This is a genomic window from Flavobacterium sp. H4147 (assembly GCF_029360735.1).
Taxonomy (GTDB): domain Bacteria; phylum Bacteroidota; class Bacteroidia; order Flavobacteriales; family Flavobacteriaceae; genus Flavobacterium; species Flavobacterium endoglycinae.
The window spans coordinates 977,827-1,001,991 of the sequence record NZ_JARKNB010000002.1; the positions used below are offsets into that span (position 1 = coordinate 977,827).

At 33.4% G+C, this 24,165-nt stretch carries 19 protein-coding genes; 8 read left to right on the plus strand and 11 right to left on the minus strand.

Translation table 11 applies throughout. The features are described 5' to 3' along the window. Positions 1 to 191 precede the first annotated feature (191 nt). The gene (locus P2W75_RS12080; RefSeq protein WP_276380663.1) at positions 192 to 2,993 is read right to left on the minus strand and encodes a triple tyrosine motif-containing protein; all 2,802 of its coding nucleotides are present in this window, start codon (positions 2,991 to 2,993) and stop codon (positions 192 to 194) included. Between the two features lie 193 nt (positions 2,994 to 3,186). Between P2W75_RS12080 and uvrA the strand changes: the two genes are divergently transcribed. Further along, entirely contained in the window at positions 3,187 to 5,982 is a 2,796-nt protein-coding gene (gene uvrA, locus P2W75_RS12085; RefSeq protein WP_276380664.1) for an excinuclease ABC subunit UvrA, read from the plus strand. Between the two features lie 61 nt (positions 5,983 to 6,043). Here the strand turns inward: uvrA and P2W75_RS12090 are convergent, their stop codons facing one another. From P2W75_RS12090 to P2W75_RS12110, 5 genes are all read right to left on the minus strand, one after another. Beyond that, on the minus strand, positions 6,044 to 6,343 hold the full coding sequence (locus P2W75_RS12090; protein WP_207297011.1) for a hypothetical protein: 300 nt from the start codon (positions 6,341 to 6,343) through the stop codon (positions 6,044 to 6,046). Between the two features lie 315 nt (positions 6,344 to 6,658). After that, positions 6,659 to 8,128, minus strand: a complete 1,470-nt coding sequence (locus P2W75_RS12095; protein ID WP_276380665.1) for a polysaccharide biosynthesis C-terminal domain-containing protein — start codon at positions 8,126 to 8,128, stop codon at positions 6,659 to 6,661. A 36-nt stretch (positions 8,129 to 8,164) separates the two neighbouring features. Next, a complete protein-coding gene (locus tag P2W75_RS12100) occupies positions 8,165 to 9,451 on the minus strand; it encodes a glycosyltransferase family 4 protein (protein ID WP_276380666.1) in 1,287 nt (428 codons plus the stop codon). Positions 9,452 to 9,484: 33 nt separating this feature from the next. Further along, positions 9,485 to 11,923 (minus strand): YfhO family protein, encoded by a 2,439-nt coding sequence (locus tag P2W75_RS12105; RefSeq protein ID WP_276380667.1) that lies wholly within the window; start codon positions 11,921 to 11,923, stop codon positions 9,485 to 9,487. Between the two features lie 49 nt (positions 11,924 to 11,972). After that, positions 11,973 to 12,263: a DUF4834 family protein gene (locus P2W75_RS12110; protein ID WP_276381004.1), complete on the minus strand. Its 291-nt coding sequence runs from the start codon at positions 12,261 to 12,263 to the stop codon at positions 11,973 to 11,975. Between the two features lie 127 nt (positions 12,264 to 12,390). On the opposite strand from P2W75_RS12110, the gene P2W75_RS12115 reads away from it, so the two are divergent. Both P2W75_RS12115 and P2W75_RS12120 read left to right on the plus strand, forming a co-directional pair. Further along, the gene (locus P2W75_RS12115) at positions 12,391 to 13,359 is read left to right on the plus strand and encodes a transporter (RefSeq protein ID WP_276380668.1); all 969 of its coding nucleotides are present in this window, start codon (positions 12,391 to 12,393) and stop codon (positions 13,357 to 13,359) included. Between the two features lie 44 nt (positions 13,360 to 13,403). Next, on the plus strand, positions 13,404 to 14,522 hold the full coding sequence (locus P2W75_RS12120) for a GTP cyclohydrolase (protein ID WP_276380669.1): 1,119 nt from the start codon (positions 13,404 to 13,406) through the stop codon (positions 14,520 to 14,522). Positions 14,523 to 14,621: 99 nt separating this feature from the next. Here P2W75_RS12120 and P2W75_RS12125 read toward each other — a convergent pair whose 3' ends face one another. After that, on the minus strand, positions 14,622 to 15,107 hold the full coding sequence (locus P2W75_RS12125; RefSeq protein ID WP_207297019.1) for a hypothetical protein: 486 nt from the start codon (positions 15,105 to 15,107) through the stop codon (positions 14,622 to 14,624). 123 nt (positions 15,108 to 15,230) lie between these two features. Next, positions 15,231 to 16,490 (minus strand): aminotransferase class I/II-fold pyridoxal phosphate-dependent enzyme, encoded by a 1,260-nt coding sequence (locus tag P2W75_RS12130; RefSeq protein ID WP_207297020.1) that lies wholly within the window; start codon positions 16,488 to 16,490, stop codon positions 15,231 to 15,233. Between the two features lie 257 nt (positions 16,491 to 16,747). Here P2W75_RS12130 and nirK point away from each other — a divergent pair, with 257 nt between their 5' ends. From nirK to P2W75_RS12145, 3 genes are read left to right on the plus strand one after another with little or no spacing between them, the layout of a single operon-like run. Next, positions 16,748 to 18,190: a copper-containing nitrite reductase gene (nirK, locus tag P2W75_RS12135; protein ID WP_276380670.1), complete on the plus strand. Its 1,443-nt coding sequence runs from the start codon at positions 16,748 to 16,750 to the stop codon at positions 18,188 to 18,190. A 13-nt stretch (positions 18,191 to 18,203) separates the two neighbouring features. Then, a complete protein-coding gene (locus tag P2W75_RS12140) occupies positions 18,204 to 18,983 on the plus strand; it encodes a formylglycine-generating enzyme family protein (protein WP_207297022.1) in 780 nt (259 codons plus the stop codon). A 16-nt stretch (positions 18,984 to 18,999) separates the two neighbouring features. Then, on the plus strand, positions 19,000 to 19,596 hold the full coding sequence (locus P2W75_RS12145) for an SCO family protein (protein WP_276380671.1): 597 nt from the start codon (positions 19,000 to 19,002) through the stop codon (positions 19,594 to 19,596). Positions 19,597 to 19,941: 345 nt separating this feature from the next. Here P2W75_RS12145 and azu read toward each other — a convergent pair whose 3' ends face one another. Then, positions 19,942 to 20,460: an azurin gene (gene azu / locus P2W75_RS12150; RefSeq protein WP_276380672.1), complete on the minus strand. Its 519-nt coding sequence runs from the start codon at positions 20,458 to 20,460 to the stop codon at positions 19,942 to 19,944. A gap of 21 nt (positions 20,461 to 20,481) precedes the next feature. Then, positions 20,482 to 20,931: an Rrf2 family transcriptional regulator gene (locus tag P2W75_RS12155; RefSeq protein ID WP_276380673.1), complete on the minus strand. Its 450-nt coding sequence runs from the start codon at positions 20,929 to 20,931 to the stop codon at positions 20,482 to 20,484. A 199-nt stretch (positions 20,932 to 21,130) separates the two neighbouring features. On the opposite strand from P2W75_RS12155, the gene P2W75_RS12160 reads away from it, so the two are divergent. Together P2W75_RS12160 and P2W75_RS12165 are read left to right on the plus strand one after the other, a co-directional pair. Beyond that, positions 21,131 to 21,904, plus strand: coding sequence for an NYN domain-containing protein (locus tag P2W75_RS12160; RefSeq protein WP_207297026.1), 774 nt, complete (start codon positions 21,131 to 21,133; stop codon positions 21,902 to 21,904). A 32-nt stretch (positions 21,905 to 21,936) separates the two neighbouring features. Next, the gene (locus P2W75_RS12165) at positions 21,937 to 23,451 is read left to right on the plus strand and encodes an FMN-binding glutamate synthase family protein (protein ID WP_207297027.1); all 1,515 of its coding nucleotides are present in this window, start codon (positions 21,937 to 21,939) and stop codon (positions 23,449 to 23,451) included. 45 nt (positions 23,452 to 23,496) lie between these two features. On the opposite strand, the gene P2W75_RS12170 is transcribed toward P2W75_RS12165, so the two are convergent. After that, a complete protein-coding gene (locus P2W75_RS12170) occupies positions 23,497 to 24,105 on the minus strand; it encodes a hypothetical protein (protein WP_276380674.1) in 609 nt (202 codons plus the stop codon). Positions 24,106 to 24,165: the final 60 nt, after the last annotated feature.

Here is a 24,165-nt window from a genome sequence, read left to right on the forward strand (position 1 = left end):
ACGATAAAATTAACCTCAACAAAAAACATACATCATAAAAAAAACCAGTACAAAATCAGGATATAACAAAAAACACCGCCATTTAACTATATATTACGAATGTTAATTTCTTTAACGTTTAAGGTTAAATTTCCCAACAAAAGCTTAATGTTGTGGTAATGTATAGTTTTTTTGAGCCTATTTTTGAATTCCTATACAGATAAGATATACTCTACTAAACCGTTTTCGTGCTGCAAATCCATCTTTTTTCGCAATCGGTATCGTTTTATTTCAACACTGCGAACAGAGATATTAAATAGTGGAGCAATTTCTTTTGAAGACAGATTTAATCGGAGATAAGCACATAAACGAAGATCGTTTGGCGTAAGGGCGGGATGCATCTGTTTAATACGTTTTAAGAAATCTTTATCGGCATTATCAAAAGCTTCTTTAAAAACATTCCAAGAATCTTCTTCTGTAATATTTTTATTGATGGTACTAATAACAGATTTAATATTTGAGCTGTCATTTTGAGCTGTTTTCTTTAAATCTTCCTTAATAAATGCCAGTAATTCATTTTTACTATTCAAACTCATTGTCGAAACTGCCAGTTCGCGATTTTTGTTATCCACATCTTGAGAAAGCTGTTCGTTGCGAAGTTTCATCAATCGCTGCTCGTTTTCAAGTTCCTGAATTTCTAATAAAAGGTTGTTTTCTTCAATTAGCTTTTCTTTTTGCTTCTGATAATAGTTTCGATAGGCTTTATTAATGAAATAACCAATGGCAACCGCTAAAAGAAAATACACAAACAAAGCAAGATTTGTTCTGTACCACGGTTTTAGAACTTCGAAATTATAAACTGCTATATTCGGCAGAATGGTATTGGCGTATTTTGCTCGTACTTTAAAAGTATATTTCCCTGGCGGAAGATTTTTAAAATTCGCTGTTGCTTTGGTACTCCACTCGCTCCATTCGTTCTGGAAGCCTTCTAATAAATATTGGTACTCAGAATTGATGTATTTGTTGTATTCTGGAACAGTATAATTGAGCGTAATGTTATTTTCGTTGGAATGGAAACTGCCTTCATGATATATCGCCGCATTATTAAACGTTTCGTTTTGCTTGTTTGTCGTAATGTCTGTAATTAAAACATTGTAATTTTTAAAGCTCAGATCATCTATATTTAGGGTATAATAACCATCTGTTGTTCCTATTAAATAGGTTGATTTCGAAATCTGGGTAATGTTTTCATATCCAAGCATCGAATTGGTCAAAGAAGACGGAATTGGAATTATATTTTGTTTCAGCTGATTGCTGAGTTTACTGGCAGAGAAATAATGAATGTAATTTTTAGAAAACAACCAGATCTTATTCGAATTGTCTACAATTAATTTTCCTGACGTATATTCATCTTTTTCAAAAATAGAACTCAAAAGGCTGTCTTTTTCAAATAATCTTGTTTTGGGATTTAATTTGAAAATACCACCTTTATAAGCGTAATAAATATGATTATTAAAAGTAGTTAAACTGGCGCTCTGTCCTTTCTCTGGATTTTTATAGGCATAAAAACCATTTGTTTTCGAAAATGACGCATCTGGTTTTAATCTAAAAATCCCTTTATATTCATGGCTCACATATATTTCAAGATTTTTAGTGATTTCAAAATAGCGTGACGAATAATCAAACCCATTAATTTTATTTTTGAAAACCCACTGATTATTGATTTTTTCCAAAACAGAAAGTCCAAAATAATTCCCTTGAAGAAGCAAATTAGGATGATTGGGAACCGATTCGAATTTCCAGCTTCCGGAAGCAGAAAATATAGGTCTTGCGGTATCATTTGAAACGATGAAAGTTCCAGAATCATGTCCGCAGAAAAGCGTATTATCATATTTAAAAAGTGACCAGACTTGACCTTTCGTTCCGCTAATAAATTTAAAATCAGAATTGCTTTCTGTCGGTTTACAAAACAATCCTTGATTGGTTCCTATATACAGCATTCCGTTATAAACAGCCGATGCATATACGGTTCCTAAAGCTCCTGTATCATCAGTAAAACTATGTACAGGAGATTGAACATTAATGCAGTTTATTCCGTTATCTAAACCAATCCATAAATTTTGATCTCGGTCTTCAAAAAGTGACAGAGCGGTATTGTTGCTTAATCCTTTTCGCTGCGAAAGATGATATCGCAGTTTTCCTTTATCGGTTAAAATAAAAACTCCGTTTGAAACAGTTCCCAAAGCAAAACTACCGTCTTTTAAACGCTGGCTGCTGTACACAAAATCTGATTTTAGTTCCGAATCAATATCGGTTACAATTCTCGTAAGCGAATTCCCAACAAGTTTATAAATACCGTCTAACTGAGTTTGAAGAATTAATCCTTCATCGGTTGTAAACACATTTGCGATGGTAAACTTTTTAAGAATAGGATGATCTGAAACCAACTTAGCCTCTCCGCTTTCGATTTCAAAAAGTCCTTCTTTCATGGTTTGAAAATAAATCGCATTTTTCTGCGAGAATGATTTTACAACGCCATTTCGTGGTGCGACTATCTTAAACTTTTTCGTTTTGGTATCGTAAATATAAATTCGGTTAAGCGACTGAAATAAAATCCATTGATCGTATTTCAAGATATTCCAAAACTGTTCATCGTCTAGAATTTTGTTTTTTATACCGTCGCTCAGCGAAGTATATTTTAGTTTTCCGTTGGCATTTCGAGTCCAATACCCAAAATTCATATAACTTCCTGTATACACCTTATTTCCAATCACTTTCACGGAACGAATAATAGTTTCATTGGGGCCAGGATATAATTGCCAGCTGGTTCCGTTGTATTCCAGAAGACCGTCATTATTGGCGAAATACAAATAATTCTTATCATCCTGCGAAATCATCCAGTTTTGGTTTCCTGCACCATAAACAGAGGAAGAATATTTAATAATAGGCGGGAATTCCTGCGCAAAAAGCATGAAATTCATTAAAAACAATAAGGCAGAAAGTTTCGTTTTCAAATTTGGAAGTGGTATTAAATAGTAATAAAACAGTCCTAAAATAACGCATTTTATATTGAAACAATAACATTTTTAGTAAAAAAGTGTATTTGCAAATTGGATCGGGCTAAACCCATAATGTTAAGATTTGGAACAATATCCATAACAGAACTCTGTTCAAAATTGATTACTTTTGTGAAAATTGACTTTTTTTATGCAGAGTGATCTTTCTAAATTAGACCCAAAACAAAATATTATAATAAAAGGAGCGCAGGTACATAATTTAAAAAATGTAGATGTGGCTATTCCCCGTAATAAATTGGTTGTTATTACAGGGCTTTCAGGATCAGGAAAATCAAGTCTAGCCTTTGATACGCTTTACGCTGAAGGACAACGTCGTTATGTAGAAAGTTTATCGTCGTATGCCCGTCAGTTTTTAGGACGTTTAGACAAGCCAAAAGTTGAATATATCAAAGGTATTGCGCCGGCTATTGCTATTGAGCAAAAGGTAAATACAACCAATGCACGTTCAACTGTAGGAACTTCTACAGAGATTTACGATTATATGAAACTTTTGTACGCCAGAATTGGCCGTACGTATTCACCAATTTCTGGTCAGGAAGTCAAAAAAAATACCGTTACTGATGTTATTGCCGATGTAAAAACATTGGAAATTGACAGCAAATGGCTTCTCCTAGCCCCTATTCATCTTGAAGAAGGACGACAGTTAGAGGACAAATTAAAAATACTTTTGCAGCAAGGTTTTGCCCGTATTCTGGTCGACAAAGAAATGGTGCGTCTGGATGAATTTTCATCGGATAACATGCACAATCTGGACAATAAAGATATTTTACTAATCATTGACCGTATCGTGGTTAAAGAGGAAGAAGAATTCTATAATCGCCTTGCCGATGCTGTGCAAACGGCTTTTTTTGAAGGAAAAGGAATTTGTTATTTGCAGGAAGTAGGTTCAGATAAAAGATTTTCTTATTCTAATAATTTCGAATTGGATGGCATCACGTTTCTGGAACCAAATGTTCATTTGTTCAGTTTTAATAATCCTTACGGAGCTTGTCCGGTTTGTGAAGGATACGGAAATATTATCGGAATTGATGCTGATTTAGTGGTTCCAAATACTTCTTTATCTGTATTCGAAAGTGCTATTTATCCATGGCGCGGTGACAGCATGAGCTGGTACAAAGACGAATTGGTTAAACATGCTTATAAATTCGATTTCCCAATTCATAAACCTTATTTTGAACTTACAGAAGATCAAAAAGATATAATCTGGACTGGAAATAAGTATTTTCAAGGCTTAAATGATTTCTTTAGAGAACTTGAAGAGAAAAATTATAAAATCCAGAATAGAGTAATGCTTTCGCGCTATCGCGGAAAAACCAAATGTCATGCCTGTCGCGGTAAACGTCTGCGTGAAGAAGCATCTTACGTAAAAATTGGAGGCAAAACGGTTTCTGATTTAGTAGATCTTCCAATAAGACATTTGGTAACTTTTTTCAAAAATTTAGAATTAAATCCGTACGAACAGCAAATCGCTAAACGTTTGATGGTTGAAATCAACAATCGTTTGTCATTTTTAACAGAAGTTGGTTTGGATTATCTTACCTTAAACCGAAATTCTTCTACGCTTTCTGGAGGAGAATCACAGCGTATTAATCTGGCAACTTCTTTAGGAAGTAGTTTAGTAGGATCGATGTATATTCTGGACGAACCAAGTATTGGTCTGCATCCAAAAGATTCTGAAAGACTGATTAAAGTATTGCTTTCACTTCGTGATTTAGGAAACACGGTCATTGTGGTGGAACATGATGAAGATATCATGAAAGCCGCGGATATGATTATTGATATTGGACCTGAAGCAGGAACATTTGGAGGAAAACTGGTCGCACAAGGAACTTATCCTGAGATTTTAAAATCAGATTCGCTTACTTCAAAATACTTAAATGGTGATTTAGAAATCAGCGTTCCAAAGAAAAGACGAAAATTCAAAAATCATATTGATATTATCGGTGCGAGAGAAAACAACTTGAAGAACATCAATGTTACTTTTCCTCTTGATGTTTTAACGGTAGTAACAGGTGTTTCTGGAAGTGGAAAAAGTACTTTGATTAAAAAGATCTTATTTCCAGCTATGCAGAAAAAACTTGAAAATGCAGCTGAAAAAGCAGGTCAGTTTACTGAATTATCGGGTTCTTTTTCCCAAATAAAACATATTGAATACGTAGACCAGAATCCGATTGGAAGAAGTTCAAGATCAAATCCTGTAACATATATAAAAGCATATGATGATATTCGTGATTTATATGCTAAAGAAAAATTATCGAAAATAAGAGGTTATCAGGCAAAACATTTCTCTTTTAATGTTGACGGCGGCCGATGCGAAACTTGTAAAGGAGAAGGAACGATAAACGTTGAAATGGTCTTTATGGCCGATGTTTCTCTGCCTTGCGAAACTTGTGGCGGAAAACGATTCAAAAAAGAGATTTTGGAGGTTACTTTTGATAATCAAAACATCAACGATATTCTAACCATGACTATTGATGATGCGATTGCATTTTTTGAGAAAAACAAACAATCTAAAATCACTCAGAAATTACAGCCATTACAGGATGTTGGTTTGGGATATGTGCAGTTAGGGCAGTCTTCTTCTACGCTTTCTGGTGGTGAAGCGCAACGTATTAAACTGGCTTCTTTCCTTGTAAAAGGTGCCACAAAAGATAAAGCATTGTTTGTTTTTGATGAGCCTACAACGGGACTGCATTTCCACGATATTAAAAAACTTTTAGCCTCATTTGATGCTTTAATCGAAAAAGGTCATTCTATAATTGTTATCGAACATAATCTCGATTTAATTAAATGTGCCGACTGGATTATCGATTTAGGCCCTGAAGGCGGAGAAAATGGCGGTCATTTATTGGCTGAAGGAACTCCGGAAGAAGTGGCAAAAATAAAAGAATCTGTTACTGGAATTTATTTGAAGGATAAATTATAAACTCAATCCATAAAAAAAGCCCTGAATATAAATTCAGGGCTTTTTAATTTTCAATCTTTTTTTATGCTACTAAACATCTTTCCTCAAAAGGGAAACCATCTTCGTCAATAGCTACTAAAACCTTTTTCTGTTTCGAAGCCTCGAAAGTAAGATACAGCCATGCGAATGACCATAATCCGAGGGTTAAACAAAAAATAATGAAATTTAGACCGTGGTTAACTACTTTTCCTCCTTTAGAAAGAACAGCAAAAAGTAATTCATCATTTCTCTCTTCTAATGTAAATCCATTATCAACTTTGTTAGAGATCATATTGGAAAACACCTGTACACTTTGTTCCTGGCTAAGCGGATTGCTTTTCATAATCATTTGTTTGAGTTTGTCTGCATGTGATACTCTTAAATTTTAACATTTAAGTATAAGAACTTGATTTTCAATTTTAAACACTTCTGTTACGATTTTATTGTGTTTTGTAAATGTTTTTTTACCTAAAACAATAAATGGTGTTTAAAAAATCAATTAAAGTTAATTTTTAAAAATCAGATTACAAAGAAAAAACTTCTAAATTTTAAGATTACTTTTACATTTTTAATATGTAACAAAAAAGTGTATCCCTTTTTAATGATATCAAAAAAGAATGGTTAAAAAATTTTAAAATTGAATTTTATACTTTTAAAATTATATTTTAATACCAATCTTTCTTAAGATAGTATCGATCACTTTATTAATATCTGGAGAAATATTAAAGCGGTAGTTTAAGTAAACATATAAAATAGTTACCAAAATAGATTTTAAAGCGATGCTAATTAGCTGGTAAAATGGGAATTCCCAAAAGTAAAAAACCAAAAATAACGCAAAGGTCAAAATCATTGAAGAAATCGTTTCTTTTGTAAACGGATACAAATGAAGCTTTTTAACCACAAAAAGAAGTTTGGCCAAACTATATAAAGTAATAGATAATAAGGTCGCAAACGCAGAACCAAATATTCCAAAAATTGGAATAAAAATCATATTTAGAATAACAGTTAAAATAACCAGCATCAATCCTAAATACAATACCATTCTATAATATTTGGTATTGAATATAATGGCATTGTTGTTTCCTAAAATAAGATCGAAATATTTAGATAAACCAATCATAAATACTACCGCAATACCACCGCTGTATTCTTTGGGAACCAATTCGTATAATTGATTAATGTTCACAAAAATACAAAGCATTACAAATCCACCGACAATTTGAAGGTTAATCGAAGTCTTTTTATAAAGTCGGTTCAATTCATCGTGTTTGTTCTCATGCATTAATTTTGCTGTAATCGGATATACGATTTGATGCATTGCTCTGCTTGGAACAGAAATCACTAAAGCAATATACGTTGCTACTGAATAATAGGCAATGTTTTCAATTTTCATGTATTGGTTCAGCATCAATTTATCACCATCCAAAAGTAAATTTGCCACACTTCCTGATAGAATAATGTAAAAAGTATATTCCATTACCGCTTTCACATTTTCAGGAATAGTAATTTGGAAATTAGGTTTCTTAATGTAAAATGCATAAAACATCGTTACCAAAAAAGCCATAAAATAAATGGCTGCAGTAACATACACAAATTGTACTAAAGTAATCCAGTTAAAATACAAGCCAACTAAAGCAATTGTTGAAAGCAATCGCAATCCAACTTCTTTAATAAAATTACCAAAAACGGAATGCATATGAACTCTTGCCCAAGCATAGAAAATCTCAAAATAAGCCATGCAAATCCCAATAAAAGGAATTAAAAGCATGAATTCTCTAACAACTGGGTTTTCTTTTGAAACAAAATCGGTAATATCATCATAAAAGAAAATCCCAATTAACCCCAGCGGAATACACATTAAAACAGGAAATAAGGCGGTAAATGACAGAAACTGTTCTCTCTCCTGCTCTGTTTCATATTGCGAATAGAACTTTACCAGCGTATTCTGCATGCCAATCGCAAACAATGGCATAATTACGTTTGCCGCAGAAGTTATATAATTTGTTAGTGCGTAATAAGTTGCCCCAAGAAAAACGGGATAGAGATATAGTGTATTTATGGCTCCAATAGCAAAACCAACGTATGTTATTATAGTGTTTTTAAAAGACTGGTTTAAGACAATACCCATTTTTGATATTAAAAATTGTTGAATTCAGATTGTTGATTATTCTTTAATCAATTGTGCTAGTTGTTTTGTTAGGTTTTTTCTTGAATATTGTTGTAAACCAACACCATGGGCTTGTAAATTTCCTTCTAAAAATTGATTATAAAAGTCCAAAATTACACTTTTTAATTTCGTTTTTTCTGAATAATCAAAAAATACACCTGTATTCGTTTCAGTTATAATATCGGCAAAGTCAGAACCGTTAGGACCAATTGCCACTATGGGACGATTTGAGACCATGTACTCAAACAATTTCCCTGGAATAATACTTTTAGTGTCTTCAGAATTAATTTCAATTAAAAGCAATACTTGAGATTTTCTTTGATGCGCAATAGCTTCATTATGCGAAACATAACCTAAAAGATTCAAATAATCATTCAATTTAAATTCTGAAATAGAATCCAATACTTCCTGACTCACAGCACCAATTAATTTGATTTCTAAATGGGTTTTGAAATCGGGAATTTCATTTAGCAGTTCAACCAGACATTCCCATAAAAATTTAGGATTTCTGTCTGATAAAAATGATCCGATATGTGCCAATGTAAACTTAGAATCTAATGGCTGTTTGTCTACATTTTCAATATCGTAACCATTTGTAATTACTGAAATGGGCTTATCAGTTATAGCCTGAAATTCTGCTTTTGTAGTTTTACTTGTTACAATAACAGTATCTGCGGAATTCAGTACTTTATGTTCTAATTTTTTGTGTTTTTTATCGGCATAAGATGAAAGACGTAATGCTTTATGATAACCAATTGTAGTCCAAGGATCGCGGAAATCAGCAAACCATTTTACATTTAATTTCTCTTTTAATTCCAATCCAATTAAATGCAGACTGTGTGGCGGACCAGAAGTTACAATCGTATCAATATTGTTTTCTTGAATGTACTTTTCAAGATAAGAAACAGAAGGTTTTACCCAAAAAACACGAGCATCTGGAATAAATAAATTACCACGAACCCAAAGAAACAGTTTGTCAAGAAAGGTTTGTTTTTTCTTATGAGGGAAAATCCCTGAGCTGATTTTCTTGGTTTTATTTTTAGAAAATACAGAAGCCAATTGATACGGCTCCCATATTTTGTTTTTAAGAATAATAACTTTATCTGATATTTCGCTTACCAATCCTTCATCCACAATTGGATAAGTTGGATTTTCAGGAATATATACAATGGGCTGAACATTAAATTCAGGAAGGTATTTTACAAATTTCAGCCAGCGCTGTACCCCTGGTCCTCCAGCAGGCGGAAAGTAATAGGTAATTATTAAAAGCTTTTTTTGTTCCAATGAAAATCGTTATTATTTTAAAATGTAAACTAATTACTGAGGCTGTTTACTAAATTTCTTTCTTTCAAAATAAACACCTCCAATTAAAAGTATGAACATTCCAACTGAACTTGCTAATACAATTGTTCCTCCCGTTTTGATTACCTGAGGCTCAAATTTAAACTCAATGGTATGTTTTCCTCCCGGAATTTCCATTGCTCTTAAAACATAATCAACAGGGAAATGATCTGTTAATTGACCGTCGATATAAGCATTCCATCCATTTTTATAATAAATCTCAGAGAAAACCGCTAAACCATCTTTACCATTATTTGATTGATATTTGATGTAATTCGGTTTGTACTGTACTACTTTTATGGTTCCAGTAGTATCCCATTGTTTTTTCATACGGGCATTTCTGAATTTCCCTTCGTGTTCACGAACGTTAAAAACAGCTACTTCTTTCGTATCAATATGATCCAAAGCTTTCATCACATCGTCTGGTTTGTTTACCAGTTTTACGCTGCTTACAAACCATGCATTTCCGTTAGCATCAGGATTAATCGTTGGGATTTCTTTTCCTTCTTTATCTGTCTGGATAACGTATTTAACATTTAACATGTTAAGTATCTCCAAATTGTTTTTAGCAATCTGATAATCAAATAACTGCTGCATTCTTCTAGGTTTTGCAGCATGATAACCTCCAATTGAATGGTGGAAATAAGAAGCTCTTGCGCTAGACATATTTCCATTTAATTCAAAAACTCTATAATGTGTTGTGTCTTGTAAAATTTGAGCATCGGCAGCTGTTTCCTGAAAAGGAGCAGCGATTTGAACTGGACTTACAAAATCTTTAGCCGAAACGTATTTTTTATCTACAAAAAACAGATCAAAAATCATAAATAGTGCAATAAAGACTAAAGTTGTAGTTTGTGATAGTTTGTTTTTGATAAACATCCATAAAATACCAAAAATCACTACTATAAAGAATCCTGAACGCAATAAATCGGCAGAATATAAAGATCTTCTGTCTTCTTTAAGAGCATCGATAAATTCCGCGCCATAATTTTGTACATAAAAATTATCACTGCTGCCTGAGAAATGGAAAAAGTTTTTCGCAATAAATAAAATTACAATCACACCTAAACCAAAAACTCCTGTCTGCACTAAAGCTTTCTGCTGTAATTTAGGTTCGTCTTTTGCTTTAAAAAAGGATTGGATTCCCATCACAGCCAGTACTGGAAAACACAATTCTAAAATTACCTGAATAGAAGATACTGCTCTGAATTTATCGTACATTGGAACGTAATCGATAAAAAAGTCCGTTAGTAATGAAAAGTTTTTCCCCCACGAAAGCACTAAAGAAACTAAAGCGCCTGCAAGGAATACATATTTTACTCTTCTGTTATCAATAAATAATGCCAAAACAGCTAAAAAGAATACTACTATACCAATATATGCAGGAGCAGCAACAATAGGCTGATCTCCCCAATAAGTCGGCATTGCTGAAGCGTAATTCAACGCATCTGATTCTGAAGCTCCTTTTTCAAGGAAAAAAGAATACATTCTGCTATCTGGGCCTAAATTTTCGTGATTAGAACCTCCAAAAAGTCTTGGAGCTATCAAGTTGAAACTCTCAGCAATTCCGTAACTGTATTCTGTGATATATTCACGGCTTAAAGCATTCTCATTTTCCTTTTTTGTCCCATCAGGATTATAAGTCAATTCACTGTTGCTACGGGTACTAAATTTAGCATATTCGCTTGTTGCTAATAAATTTGTGGCATTTGAGCCAATTGCAAAAATTCCGGCTACAGCCAGCGTTCCAATGGCTATTAAAAGCGGTTTGTATTCTTTGTTTTTTATAAAAGTAAAAGCAAAATAACCTGAAAGAATCAATAAGAAAATCAGTAAATAATACGTCATTTGAAAGTGGTTCGCATTAATTTCTAATGCAACTGCAAACATGGTGAGCAGTCCTCCCCAAATATATTTTTTCTGAAATACAAGTATAAAGCCGGCAATTACCAAAGGCATATAAGCAATGGCATGCGCTTTTGCATTATGTCCAACTCCCAAAATAATAATCAAATAAGTGGAGAAACCAAACGCCACTGCTCCAATAAATGCTTTTAACGGATCTGTTTTTAAAACCAAAAGTAGTCCGTAAAAACCGAAAAAGTATAAGAAAAGATAATCCGCAGGACGAGGAAGGAAACGTAAAGCATCATCAATTTTACCCACAAAATCGTATGGATAATTAGCCCCTAACTGGTAAGTCGGCATTCCGCCAAAAGCAGAATTTGTCCAATACGGCTCTGTATGTTCAGCAGCTCTAAAATCATTTTGCTCTTTGGCCATTCCGGTGTATTGAGCAATATCTGACTGGAAAATTTGTTTTCCCTGCAGAACCGGATAAAAATAAATTAATGAAACGAGAATAAAGCCCAGAATTACAAGGGCGTGCGGATAGAACTTATTTACTATTTTCAATTTTGGCTGGTTTGGTTAATGATGAATCCTGTTTATTAAGGATACAAACTTAATCTATTTCTTCGTAATCGACGTACTCTCCCACCTTTTTGGTTTCGCGCGGGTTTTTGGCATTTGCAGTATTAATAATTATTTCGTCATTATTAGTATTGTTCTGCCATGTATTGCCTTGAGCGTATTGTTGATATTGCTGCTGCTGTCTTTGAAAATTTTCTGACGCATTCTCTACAGCCTTTTTAACCAATATTGGAAAAAAGATTCTAGCTAAAAATTTAAAAATATAATAAAAGGCTATAATGCCAATAATAAATCTTAATCCTGTCATTGATGCTTCTTGCATAATCATAATCAATAATTTTTTTCAAAATTAATAAATCCGTTGTTTAAAATTAAAATAACAATCTTAAATAAATAATAAAATATGTACATTTGAAATGCGTTATTATATTTTTAATCCCCAAATTATTATGTTGAAAATTAAAAATTTACTCTTTGCACTACTTTTACTTTTACCTCAATTCTTTTTCGCACAATACACTGATGTGATTAATTCTAATCGTCCAGGCGAGACAATGTCGGCTTATGCAGTTGGAAAATCAGTTATTCAGGGCGAAATTGGTGTTTATGGTATTAAAGAAAAACACGATTTGTTAAATTATGACGCAAGCGGTTTTGGTACCGATTTAAGCATTAGATACGGTGCTTTTTTAGAAAAATTAGAATTTATTCTTGATTTACAGTATCAAATGGAAAACTTTGACACACCCTATACCAGTTATAAAAAAAATAATTTCAGACAAACCGTTTTAGGAGCTAAGTATTTAATTTACGATCCTTATAAAAATCCAAGTAAAAAAGCCAATATTTACAGTTACAGAGCTAATCACAGCTTTAAATGGCGTGAATTAATCCCAGCAGTTTCTATATTTGCAGGAGCAAATTTTGTGGGTGCTGATAATCCGTATTACTTTTCACCCGATGGTGCCATTTCTCCTAAAGTGGCCTTAGTAACCCAAAATTTATTTGGAGGCGGAAGATGGGTTTTTGTAACCAATATTATTGCAGATTACATCGGAACAGATTATCCAAGTTATGGTTACATCTTGACTTTAACACACGGATTTAATGCAAAATGGTCTGGTTTTGTAGAAAATCAAGGATATAAAAGTGATTTTTACAGCGATGCTATTGTTCGTGGAGGAGCTGCTTATCTATTATCCCCAAATATGCAAGTTGATGCATCTATAAGTACCAATTTTAAAAACACACCATCGATTTTGTATGGCGGAGTTGGGTTTTCATGGAGATATGATCAATGGTATAAAAATAAACAAGACGAAAATAAAGCCAGAGACAGAGCTAAAAAGAATCCAGATAATGAAAAAGCCATAGATTATCAGGAAAAAGAAAGAAAACGTAAGGCAAAATACGAATAACATTCATTAACAAAACTCTAAATAAGAGACTTAATCAATCTTAAATGATTACAATTACAGAAGCCAAAACCAAAAAAGAATTAACGGAATACATCAAATTTCCTTTTTCATTATACAAAGACAGTCCATATTGGGTACCGCCTATTATTGCTGATGAATTAGAATCATTTGATAAAACCAAAAATCCTGTTTTTGACAATGCAGAAGCATACTTCTATCTGGCTTACCGAAACAATGAAATTGTGGGCAGAATTACAGCCATTATCAATTGGTCTGAGGTTAATAATCAACACAAGAGAAAAGTCCGTTTTGGATGGTTTGATGTTATTGATGATATCGAAGTAACAAAAGCACTTCTGGAAAAAGTTTTTGAATTAGGCCGAAAACACAATTTAGAACATGTAGAAGGCCCTATGGGATTCTCAAATCTAGACAAAGTGGGTTTATTAACCGAAGGTTACGATCAAGTAGGAACCATGATTACTTGGTACAATCATGCTTATTATGTAACTCATTTAGAGCAATTGGGTTTTCAGGTAGAAAAACAATATATCGAAAGTATCTTTCCTTTCTCAAATGTAAAACCAGAATTCTTTCAAAAAGCTCAAGCATTAATCAAAAAGCGTTATGGATTAAAACCGCTTAATTTCACCAAAACAAAAGACATAATGCCTCACGTAGACAAGATGTTTGACTTGTTTAATGAAACGTATGCCAAACTAGCGTCGTTTGTGGCTATTTCTGACATTCAAAAGGAATATTTTAAAAAGAAATACATCAGCTTTATCAACCCGGAATACATCAAATTTGTTCTCGACGAAAATGATAATCTTGTAGCTTTCAGCATTGTAATGCCAAGTTTTACCGAAGCATTGCAAAAAATAAGAGGAAAACTGTTCCCTTTTGGATTTCTTCAATTATTAAAGGCGAAAAGACACAGTAAAGATGTTGTTTTCTATCTTATCGGAATTCATCCAGAGTATCAGAACAAAGGTGTAACAGCCATCATTTTTGATGAATACTATAAAACGTTTTCAGAAAAAGGAATTAAAAACTGCATTAGAACTCCTGAATTATTAGAGAATAATGCCATCCATTTGTTGTGGAAAAACTTTGACCCAAAGATCCACTGCCAAAGAAAAACGTATTTGAAAAATCTTTGATTTAGTAATCACTTAAGCTAAACCGTTACTAAAAATTAAAACATAAAAAAATCCATTCGCCCCCAAACGAATGGATTTTTCATTTTCATAAACACTTTATTACTCTACTTTACAATCTACTTTTACTAAAGTATTTTTTTGATCAAATTTTATCTGTTTTCTATCTTTAAAAGAAACTTTATCATTTGCTGTTACTACTTCTCCGTAGCCTTCAATTAGAGTTCCGTCTTTTTGAAGAAAAATTACTTCTCTTACAGATGAAACTCCTTCAGAACTAAACGTATAATCGGCAATTAAAGTATCACCTTTCATGTTTCCAATCAAAGTTCCTTCGTTTTTATCTTTTCCTACTAAATCATATCTTAATTTCCCATTTACTTCCTGATGAGAATTTACATTAAAGCTCATTGCGATTACATTTCCTTTTGAACTCCATTCATAACATTGATCTCCAGCTGGTTCTACAATTTCAGCTTCTTTTGGTGGACTTGGTGTAATTTGTACTGGTTCTGTAGTGGTAATTTCTTTTTTACAAGAAACGAGAACTGTCACAATAAGACTCGATATTGCTAATACTTTTTTCATAGCTCTTTATTTTTATTTTGTTGATTATGACATAAAGTTACCTCAAATAAAAAAAAATCCATTCGCATAACGAATGGATTTTTTACATAATTCCCACTTTCAGGAATATAATTTTATAAGTGATTACGAAACGTCGACTGTAGTACGTTCAGCAATTTCTTTATAAGTTCCGTTAGTCAGTTTTTCACGAATTGCTTCAAAAGCTGTCAAAGTTTCTTCGATATCTGCTAAAGTATGAGAAGCCGTAGGAATCATTCTCAATAGGATAATTCCTTTTGGAATAACTGGATATACCACGATAGAAAGGAAAATACCGTAATTTTCTCTTAAATCGTTAACCATTACCATTGCTTCTGGAATACTTCCTTCTAAGTAAACTGGTGTAATACAAGTATTCGTATCACCAATGTTAAATCCTTTTTCTTTAAGACCGTTTTGTAACGCATTTACGTTTTCCCAAAGTTTGTCTTTAATTGAAGAAGAATTACGTAATAACTCTAAACGTTTTAATGAACCAATTGTCTGGATCATTGGCAATGCCTTAGCAAACATTTGAGAACGTAAGTTGTATTTTAAGTAATCGATAACTGTTTTATCTGCTGCTACGAAAGCACCAATATTAGCCATAGATTTTGCAAAAGTAGAGAAGTAAACATCAATATCGTCTTGGACTCCCTGCTCCTCACCTGCTCCGGCACCTGTTTTTCCAAGTGTACCAAAACCGTGTGCATCATCAACTAATAATCTAAAGTTGTATTTTTTCTTTAATGCAGCGATTTCTTTTAATTTACCCTGCTGACCACGCATTCCAAAAACACCTTCAGTAATAAATAAAATACCTCCGCCTGTTTCTTCGGCCATTTTTGTAGCACGCTGCAGGTTTTTTTCCATACTTTCAAGATCATTGTGTTTGTACGTAAAACGTTTACCCATGTGTAAACGAACACCATCAATGATACAAGCATGTGAATCAACATCATATACAATGATGTCGTTTTTTGTTACCAAAGCATCAATAATAGAAACCATTCCTTGGTAACCGAAATTTAATAAATAAGCAGATTCTTTCATTACAAAAGAAGCAAGCTCATTCTCTAATTGCTCATGATAAGTAGTGTGTCCAGACATCATACGAGCTCCCATAGGATATGCCGCACCAAACTGAATTGCCGCTTCTGTATCTGCTTTACGAACTTCTGGATGATTAGCTAAACCTAAATAATCATTTAAACTCCAATTTAAAATATTCTTTCCGTGAAATTGCATTCTAGGCCCCAGCTCACCTTCCAACTTCGGGAAAACATAATAACCTTCTGCTTGAGAAGCCCATTTTCCCAATGGTCCTTTATTTTCCTGAATTCTTTCGAATAAATCTTTTACCATAATATAGTGTAGTAGTTTTTTTTACTTTAATCAGCGAGCAAAAATAATCATTATTATTCTAAAATTCAGAACCTCATTTATTTTTATTGAAAAATATTCAAAAGATCCTCTCAAACTGCGCTCAACTCTTAAGGATACTATACTAATTGCAATTTAAATCAATATTCTGGAGACAAGTATGATTTTTATCATAATAAAGGACAAAATAGTCTTTTACTTTTGATTCAAATTCAAACTTAAATAAAAACCAATGTATTATGAAAATTAGAAACAAATTCAAAATGAAGATGCATATTTTGGTGTGTTTATTCTCCATTCTTTTATTAGGAAGCTGTAAAAAAGACGAGGCTAAAAATTATGCCGATATTACAACGGAAGGCGAAATGCAAGCTGAACTTACCTCTCCACCACATGTACCAAAACCTATTGGCAACAGAGTAGCCATGAAACTAAAAGTGAGCATGGAAATCAAAGAACAAGAAGGTACAATGACTGATGGTGTAAAATATACGTATTGGACCTTTGGCGGTTCTGTTCCGGGAAGCTTCATCAGAACACGTGTAGGTGATGAAGTAGAATTCCACTTAAAAAACCATCCAGACAATAAATTACCACATAATATCGATTTGCATGCTGTAACCGGTCCTGGCGGTGGAGCAACATCTTCTCTTGTGGCACCGGGACATGAAAAAGTATTTAGCTTTAAAGTTCTTAATCCCGGATTGTATGTATATCACTGTGCGACAGCTCCTGTGGGAATGCACATTGCAAACGGTATGTATGGATTAATTTTGGTTGAACCAGAAGGCGGACTTCCTCCTGTAGACAAAGAATATTATGTAATGCAGGGTGATTTTTACACTCAAGGTGAATATGGAGCAAAAGGTCTTCAGCCATTTGACATGAACAAAGCCGTGAAAGAAACTCCTGATTATGTTGTATTTAATGGAAAAGTGGGTTCATTGACAAATGGAAATGAATTAACTGCTAAAGTAGGCGAAACAGTGCGTTTATTTGTTGGAAATGGCGGGCCAAATTTAGTTTCATCTTTCCACGTAATTGGAGAAATCTTTGACACAGTTCATATTGAAGGCGGAAGCACTACCAACAAAAATGTTCAAACGACTTTAATTCCTGCCGGTGGTTCAGCAATTGTAGATTTTAAAGTCGAAACTCCGGGAACTTTCATTTTGGTTGACCACTCTATTTTCAGAGCATTTAATAAAGGAGCTTTGGGAATGCTGAAAGTTGAAGGTAAAGAAAACAAAAGCATCTATTCTGGAACTATTCAAGAAGGTATTTATTTACCTGAAGGCGGAACAATCCAGAAAATGCCAGGAAATACAGCTGCAAAAGCTGAAACTCCTAAACGTACTGTTGAGGAAAAAGTAAAAATTGGTAAACAAATTTTTGGCACAACTTGTTTTGCCTGCCATCAATCTGAAGGACAAGGAATTCCAAGTACTTTCCCTCCTTTGGCAAAATCAGATTATTTAAATGCCGATTCTAAACGTGCTATTAAAACAATTCTGCATGGTTTAACCGGAGAGGTAACCGTTAATGGTAAAAAATACAACAACGTAATGCCAGCGCAGAATTTATCTGACGATGAAATCGCAAATGTACTGACTTACATTTATAGCAGCTGGGGAAATAACAAAACAGAAATTACACCTGAAATGGTAAAGGCTTTAAGATAAAGCAAAAAAATAAATGCGAAAATACATTTTCATACTTACAATTTTCTTTTTCTCTGTGTTTAATGTCATGAAGGCACAGGAAACAGAAATGGTTCTCATAAAAGAGGGATCTTTTGTCCCTCTTTATGGAGCCGTTTCCAAAAAGCCTGTTGTGGTAAAATCATTCTATATGGATGTTTACCCTGTCACAAATCGTGAATATTTAGAATTTGTCAAAAAGAATCCTTCTTACCAAAAATCTAAAATTAAAGGGATTTTTGCTGATAAAAGCTATTTGTCTTATTGGAAAACTGATTTTGATTTTGGTAATGCTAAACCAAATGCTCCAGTTACAAGTGTGTCTTGGTTTGCTGCCAAAAAGTATTGCGAATGCGAAGGAAAACGATTGGCAACAATGGATGAATGGGAATATGTAGCAATGGCCGATACCAAAAAAATCGATGCCAGAACCAAAAAAGAATTCAACGAATACATTTTGTCATGGTATGAGAAATCGAAAACCTATGAAAATGAAATTGGAAAAACTTTCAAAAATTATTGGGGAGTGTATGACATGCATGGTCTAGTCTGGGAATGGACATCTGACTTCAACAGCATTTTTTTATCTGGAGAATCTAGAAAAGATAAAAGTACCGACAAAAACCTTTTCTGCGGAAGCGGATCCGTAAATGCAACTGATTTAATGGATTATGCGGCATTTATGCGTTATGCTTTCAGAGGAAGTTTAAAAGCACAATATTCAACCCGAAATCTTGGTTTTAGATGTGCCAGTACCACAAAACCAAAATTCTAATTTTAATCAATTACTAATGAAAAAAACTATAATCGCTTTTGCTTTTTTATTCTCAATATTCGGTTGCAAAGAAGCCGATAAAAAAGAAATTAAAGCAGAAACTAAAAAAGAAATCAGCGATTTATCAATTTATAATCTGCCTTCAAAATGGACTACTCAAAACGGAAAAGATATAGAATTAAAAAGTCTTAGAGGGAATGTTTTGGTTATGGTAATGATTTATACGAGTTGTAAAGCAGCTTGCCCGAGGCTGGTAGCCGATATGCGCGACATCGAATCAAAACTTGATAAAAAGACCAAGCAGAACGTAAAACTTATTTTAGTCAGCATTGATCCCAAAACAGATACACCTGAAAGATTAAAAGCTTTCGCAATTGAAAACCACATGAATCAGGAACCATGGACTTTTCTTCGTTCATCTGAAGAAAATACTCGTGAATTTGCCGCTGTATTGGCCGTGAATTATAAACAAATTTCTCCTATCGATTTTTCACACTCAAACATTATTAGTGTTTTTAATCCTGAAGGAGAACTAATCTTTCAACAAGAAGGTTTAGGTGTCAATAATGAGAAAACAATTGAAGCAATAAATCAGGAAGCTGGAAAAATCTAATTTTTAAAACACATAGAAAATAGATTTTACACATAGCTAGATTGAGGTTAAACACCCTTTAGGCATTTAAAAAATCAAATTTCATTACATAAATAGGTTGATTAGTCAGAAAAACAAGAGGAGATTTTAGGAATGGATCGACTCTTGTTTTTTATTTAATAGGGTTAGAAAAGAAACTATTTCCAATCTTCAAAGAATCAAAATAGTACAGAACATCTAGCCTCAACACTCACTGCTTTAATTTAATTCCAACTAGATTCATCATTGCTACCTCTATAAAATAAAATAATCCCTTTACTATAAAAAAGCTCCAAATTTCTTTTCAAAATTTGGAGCTTATACTATTTATTCAACAATTAATATACCTTTCATCATGGCAACGTGTCCAGGGAAAGAACATAAAAATGGATATTTTCCTTTTTTATCAATTGTAAATTCGATAGTGTCTTCTTCTCCACCGCCTAATAATTTAGTATGAGCAATAATTGAAGCTTTTTCCGATTCAGGAATGTAGTCCGTTGCTTTGGCATCGTTTGCTTTTAAAGCAAAAGCAGCTTGATCTGTTCCTTCTTGCAAAATTACTAAGTTATGTCCCATTGCTTCTTTTGGAATTTTACCCACATGTTTCAACGTCAATTTGATTGGTTTTCCTGCAACTGCTTTCAACTCGTTTGTGCTAAACTGCATTTGGTCATTTCCTTCAATAACCAGTACGTTTTCTTCTGCTTTTGAAGCTGTTGTTTCTGCAGCAGATTCATTAACTTCCACAGATTCTTCTGCAGGAGCGGTTTCCTTTTTACCACAAGAAGTTATCGCTAAAAATCCTATTAGGATTACTAGTGAAGTTTTAGTTTTTGCATTCATTTTTAAGATATTTATTTAATATTAATTATTTGTATTTATTGCTCTAAGGAAAAAACCACCTGATTTTACATCAGAAGCAAGTTGTTCCAAAGTAGTTTTGGTAAGCATATCAAGAAGAAGTTCTCTTATTTTTTTAAATTCATAATGAACCGGACAAGGATGTTCTTCTGAACATTCTTTTAGTCCAATACCACAGCCGCTGTAAATTTTATTTCCGTCAATGGCATCTACAATTTGAATTAGTTTTATGGATCTTGAAGCTTCGGGAGAGACTTCAAAACCACCACCCACTCCTTTTGCCGAATATATGATTCCACTTTTAGTTAAAATCTGCATAATCTTGGCCGTAAATGGTTCTGGAGAGTCAATTTCTTTTGCAACATCTTTTATGCCGACTCTAATTCCTTTCGAAGATTTTGATGCAATAAAAATTGAAGCTCTGATTCCGTATTCGCACGCTTTTGAAAACATACATTTTTTTATTAATTCTCTACAAAAATATAGAGTCTTTGCATAAAAGACAAATTTATCTTTAATTAATTTCTTAAAGAAAATCCTTATTTATAATGAAAATAATTAGTGTCGCAAAAATCACTTATTCGGTTATGATTTCATCTAAAAACCAATTTTAGTTTTAACTTTGAGAGTACAAATTTCTAATTTAAAAATAATGGCTTTAAGCAGCTCACGAGATTTAAAGCTTGCGGTTCTTATCGACGCTGATAATGTGCCGTACAGCAATGTAAAAGGCATGATGGAAGAAATTGCAAAGCTGGGAACTCCTACCACTAAAAGGATTTACGGCGACTGGACCAAACCAAATGCTAATGGCTGGAAAAGCGTTTTACTGGAACATGCCATTACTCCTATTCAGCAATACAGTTATACAGTTGGAAAAAATTCCTCTGATTCTGCTCTTATCATTGATGCCATGGATTTGCTTTATTCAGGAAAACTAGATGGTTTTTGTATTGTATCGAGCGACAGCGATTTTACCCGTCTGGCGGTTCGTTTACGAGAATCTGGCATGAAAGTTATTGGAATTGGCGAAAAGAAAACACCAAATTCCTTTATTGTTGCCTGCGACCGATTTATTTATTTGGAGGTTTTGGATGGCGCTATTCAAAAGAAAAAACCAAAAGCGGCGGACACCAAAAAACCTATTGAAAAACCTGCGGAAAAAGCACTCCATAAAGTTGACAAACAAACTATTGAGCTTATAGAATCTACAATTGAAGATATCGAAGATGATGACGGCTGGGCATTTTTAGGAGATGTTGGAAACCTAATTGTAAAGAAAAAACCAGAATTTGACCCTAGAAATTATGGTTATACTAAGCTTACGCCAATGCTGAAATCGCTGACAGATATTCTAGAAATCGATGAAAGGGAATCGGATAAAAAAGGCATTAAACATGTTTATGTCCGATTACGTTTCAACTAATTATTTATTACCTATTATTATTATTTAAAAACATGAGAAAAAAATTCTTTATCTACGGATTCTTATTGTTTCTAATTGTTGCTGCAATTTACTATTACACCGGAAGAGGTTACCTTTTAGTGTTTATTCTTCCTATTTTACTGATTATTGGAGCTTATAATGCTTCGCAAAAAAAACATGCTATTTTAAGGAACTTTCCTGTTTTGGGGTATTTTAGATATTTATTTGAAATGATTGCGCCAGAAATCCAGCAGTATTTTATTGAAAGATCTACTGATGGAAAACCTTTCTCGAGAAACCAACGTTCTTTGGTGTATCAAAGAGCTAAAAATATTGATTCGAGTACTCCCTTTGGAACACAGCAAAACTTAAATACAGAAAGTTACGAAGGAATAAAACATTCTATTTTTCCAGCAAAAGTAAATGAAGAATTACCTCGTGTTATAGTAGGCGGAAAAGATTGCAAACAGCCTTATTCTGCTTCTTTATTTAATGTTTCGGCTATGAGTTTTGGTTCGTTAAGTGAACATGCAGTAAGAGCCATTAATATTGGAGCTCAAAAAGGAAATTTTTATCAGAATACGGGTGAAGGAGGTTTAACGGATTATCATTTAGAAGGCGGAGGCGATATTACGTGGCAGATTGGTACAGGGTATTTTGGATGCCGTGATGCAGAAGGAAATTTCAGTCCTGAAAATTTCAAGGCAAAAGCCAATCTTCCAAATGTAAAAATGATCGAAATTAAGCTTTCGCAAGGCGCAAAACCAGGTCACGGAGGTGTGCTACCTGCTGCTAAAAATACAGAACAGATTGCTAAAATTAGAGGTGTTGTTCCTCATACCATGATTCTTTCTCCTCCTGGACATACGGCCTTTTCTGATTCAAAAGGATTGATTCAGTTTATTAAACAATTACGTGAATTATCAAACGGAAAACCAATTGGATTTAAATTATGCATTGGTAATACTGCCGAGTTTGAAGCAATCTGCCAAGAAATGATAAACGAAGACACGTATCCTGATTTCATTACTGTTGATGGTGCTGAAGGCGGAACCGGAGCGGCGCCGCTTGAATTTGCTGATGGTGTTGGAATGCCTTTTGAACCGGCTTTAATTTTTGTAAACAAAACTTTAGTAAGTTTAAATATCCGTGATAAAATACGCATTATTGGAAGCGGAAAAATTATTTCAGGATATTCAATTCTGCATGCTATTGCTTTGGGAGCTGATATGTGCAACAGCGCAAGAGGTTTTATGTTCTCTTTAGGGTGTATACAGGCTTTGCGTTGTCATAATAACGAATGTCCAACAGGAGTTGCCACACAAAACAAAATGCTGATGAAAGGTTTAGTAGTAACCGATAAATCGGACCGTGTGTACCATTTCCATAAAAATACACTTCATTCTGCCAATGAACTTTTGGCCGCAGCCGGAAAAACTTCATTTGCAGATGTTGATATTAACATCTTTATGCGCGGTGATGAATTTACCAATTTATCAGAGTTGTATTTCCCTGATAACTTGACAAATGTTACGAAACGAAACTAAAAACAAAGCCTCTTTGCATTTACAAAGAGGCTTTTGTTTTTATATCTATTTTTTAGTTTCTTTCATATTCTGAGCAAAAAAATCGATTGCCCTAATTTTTAAAGTCGCTGGTGTAAGCTGATCACTTTCAAATTCATAATAATTCTGAAAATCGGCTGCTTGAAAACAAAGTACATATCCATTGTATTTTTTATTTCCTCTCTTAATTTTATAGGATATTGCTTTGAGTTGCCCAATCGTATTTTCAACTTTATGTTTCAGGAAATCACTTCCTCTTTTTAAACTTTTAAGATTTTGGACCAAATCACCTTTGGATTCGAAATCATGAATAAAAACCGTTAGATTATCGGGTGATTTAAAGGCTATTCGCAGGGAATCATCATGGTTATTCTGTAGAAAATAATTCTTTAAGATTTTCATCTGCGTATTTAATCCTATATAAATCAACGAATCTTTTTCGAGTTTTCGAATACCAAAATTTTCACGCTGCAAAGTAGATAAACTATCCAGACCTTGATAACTCGAATATAATACTGTATTTGAAAGCTGTTTCTGCGCTTCTCTCTGGCGAATTAAATTTTCCTGCATGATTTGCTGTGAATTTTGAAAATTCTGCATTACCGGATCAATTTCCCTAGAAGTAGATTTATTCATATTTGAGCACGTAAACAATAATCTGATGATTATAAATATTACTGCTAGTATACTGAGTAC

Coding starts and splice junctions, on each gene's coding strand:
- P2W75_RS12160 (WP_207297026.1), top strand. CDS start 21,131: ATGGCTTTAAGCAGCTCACGAGATTTAAAGCTTGCGGTTCTTATCGAC.
- P2W75_RS12120 (WP_276380669.1), top strand. CDS start 13,404: ATGATTACAATTACAGAAGCCAAAACCAAAAAAGAATTAACGGAATAC.
- P2W75_RS12155 (WP_276380673.1), bottom strand. CDS start 20,931: ATGTTTTCAAAAGCGTGCGAATACGGAATCAGAGCTTCAATTTTTATT.
- P2W75_RS12095 (WP_276380665.1), bottom strand. CDS start 8,128: ATGGGTATTGTCTTAAACCAGTCTTTTAAAAACACTATAATAACATAC.
- azu (WP_276380672.1), bottom strand. CDS start 20,460: ATGAATGCAAAAACTAAAACTTCACTAGTAATCCTAATAGGATTTTTA.
- P2W75_RS12115 (WP_276380668.1), top strand. CDS start 12,391: ATGTTGAAAATTAAAAATTTACTCTTTGCACTACTTTTACTTTTACCT.
- nirK (WP_276380670.1), top strand. CDS start 16,748: ATGAAAATTAGAAACAAATTCAAAATGAAGATGCATATTTTGGTGTGT.
- P2W75_RS12090 (WP_207297011.1), bottom strand. CDS start 6,343: ATGAAAAGCAATCCGCTTAGCCAGGAACAAAGTGTACAGGTGTTTTCC.
- uvrA (WP_276380664.1), top strand. CDS start 3,187: ATGCAGAGTGATCTTTCTAAATTAGACCCAAAACAAAATATTATAATA.
- P2W75_RS12110 (WP_276381004.1), bottom strand. CDS start 12,263: ATGCAAGAAGCATCAATGACAGGATTAAGATTTATTATTGGCATTATA.
- P2W75_RS12140 (WP_207297022.1), top strand. CDS start 18,204: ATGCGAAAATACATTTTCATACTTACAATTTTCTTTTTCTCTGTGTTT.
- P2W75_RS12125 (WP_207297019.1), bottom strand. CDS start 15,107: ATGAAAAAAGTATTAGCAATATCGAGTCTTATTGTGACAGTTCTCGTT.
- P2W75_RS12130 (WP_207297020.1), bottom strand. CDS start 16,490: ATGGTAAAAGATTTATTCGAAAGAATTCAGGAAAATAAAGGACCATTG.
- P2W75_RS12170 (WP_276380674.1), bottom strand. CDS start 24,105: ATGAATAAATCTACTTCTAGGGAAATTGATCCGGTAATGCAGAATTTT.
- P2W75_RS12145 (WP_276380671.1), top strand. CDS start 19,000: ATGAAAAAAACTATAATCGCTTTTGCTTTTTTATTCTCAATATTCGGT.
- P2W75_RS12165 (WP_207297027.1), top strand. CDS start 21,937: ATGAGAAAAAAATTCTTTATCTACGGATTCTTATTGTTTCTAATTGTT.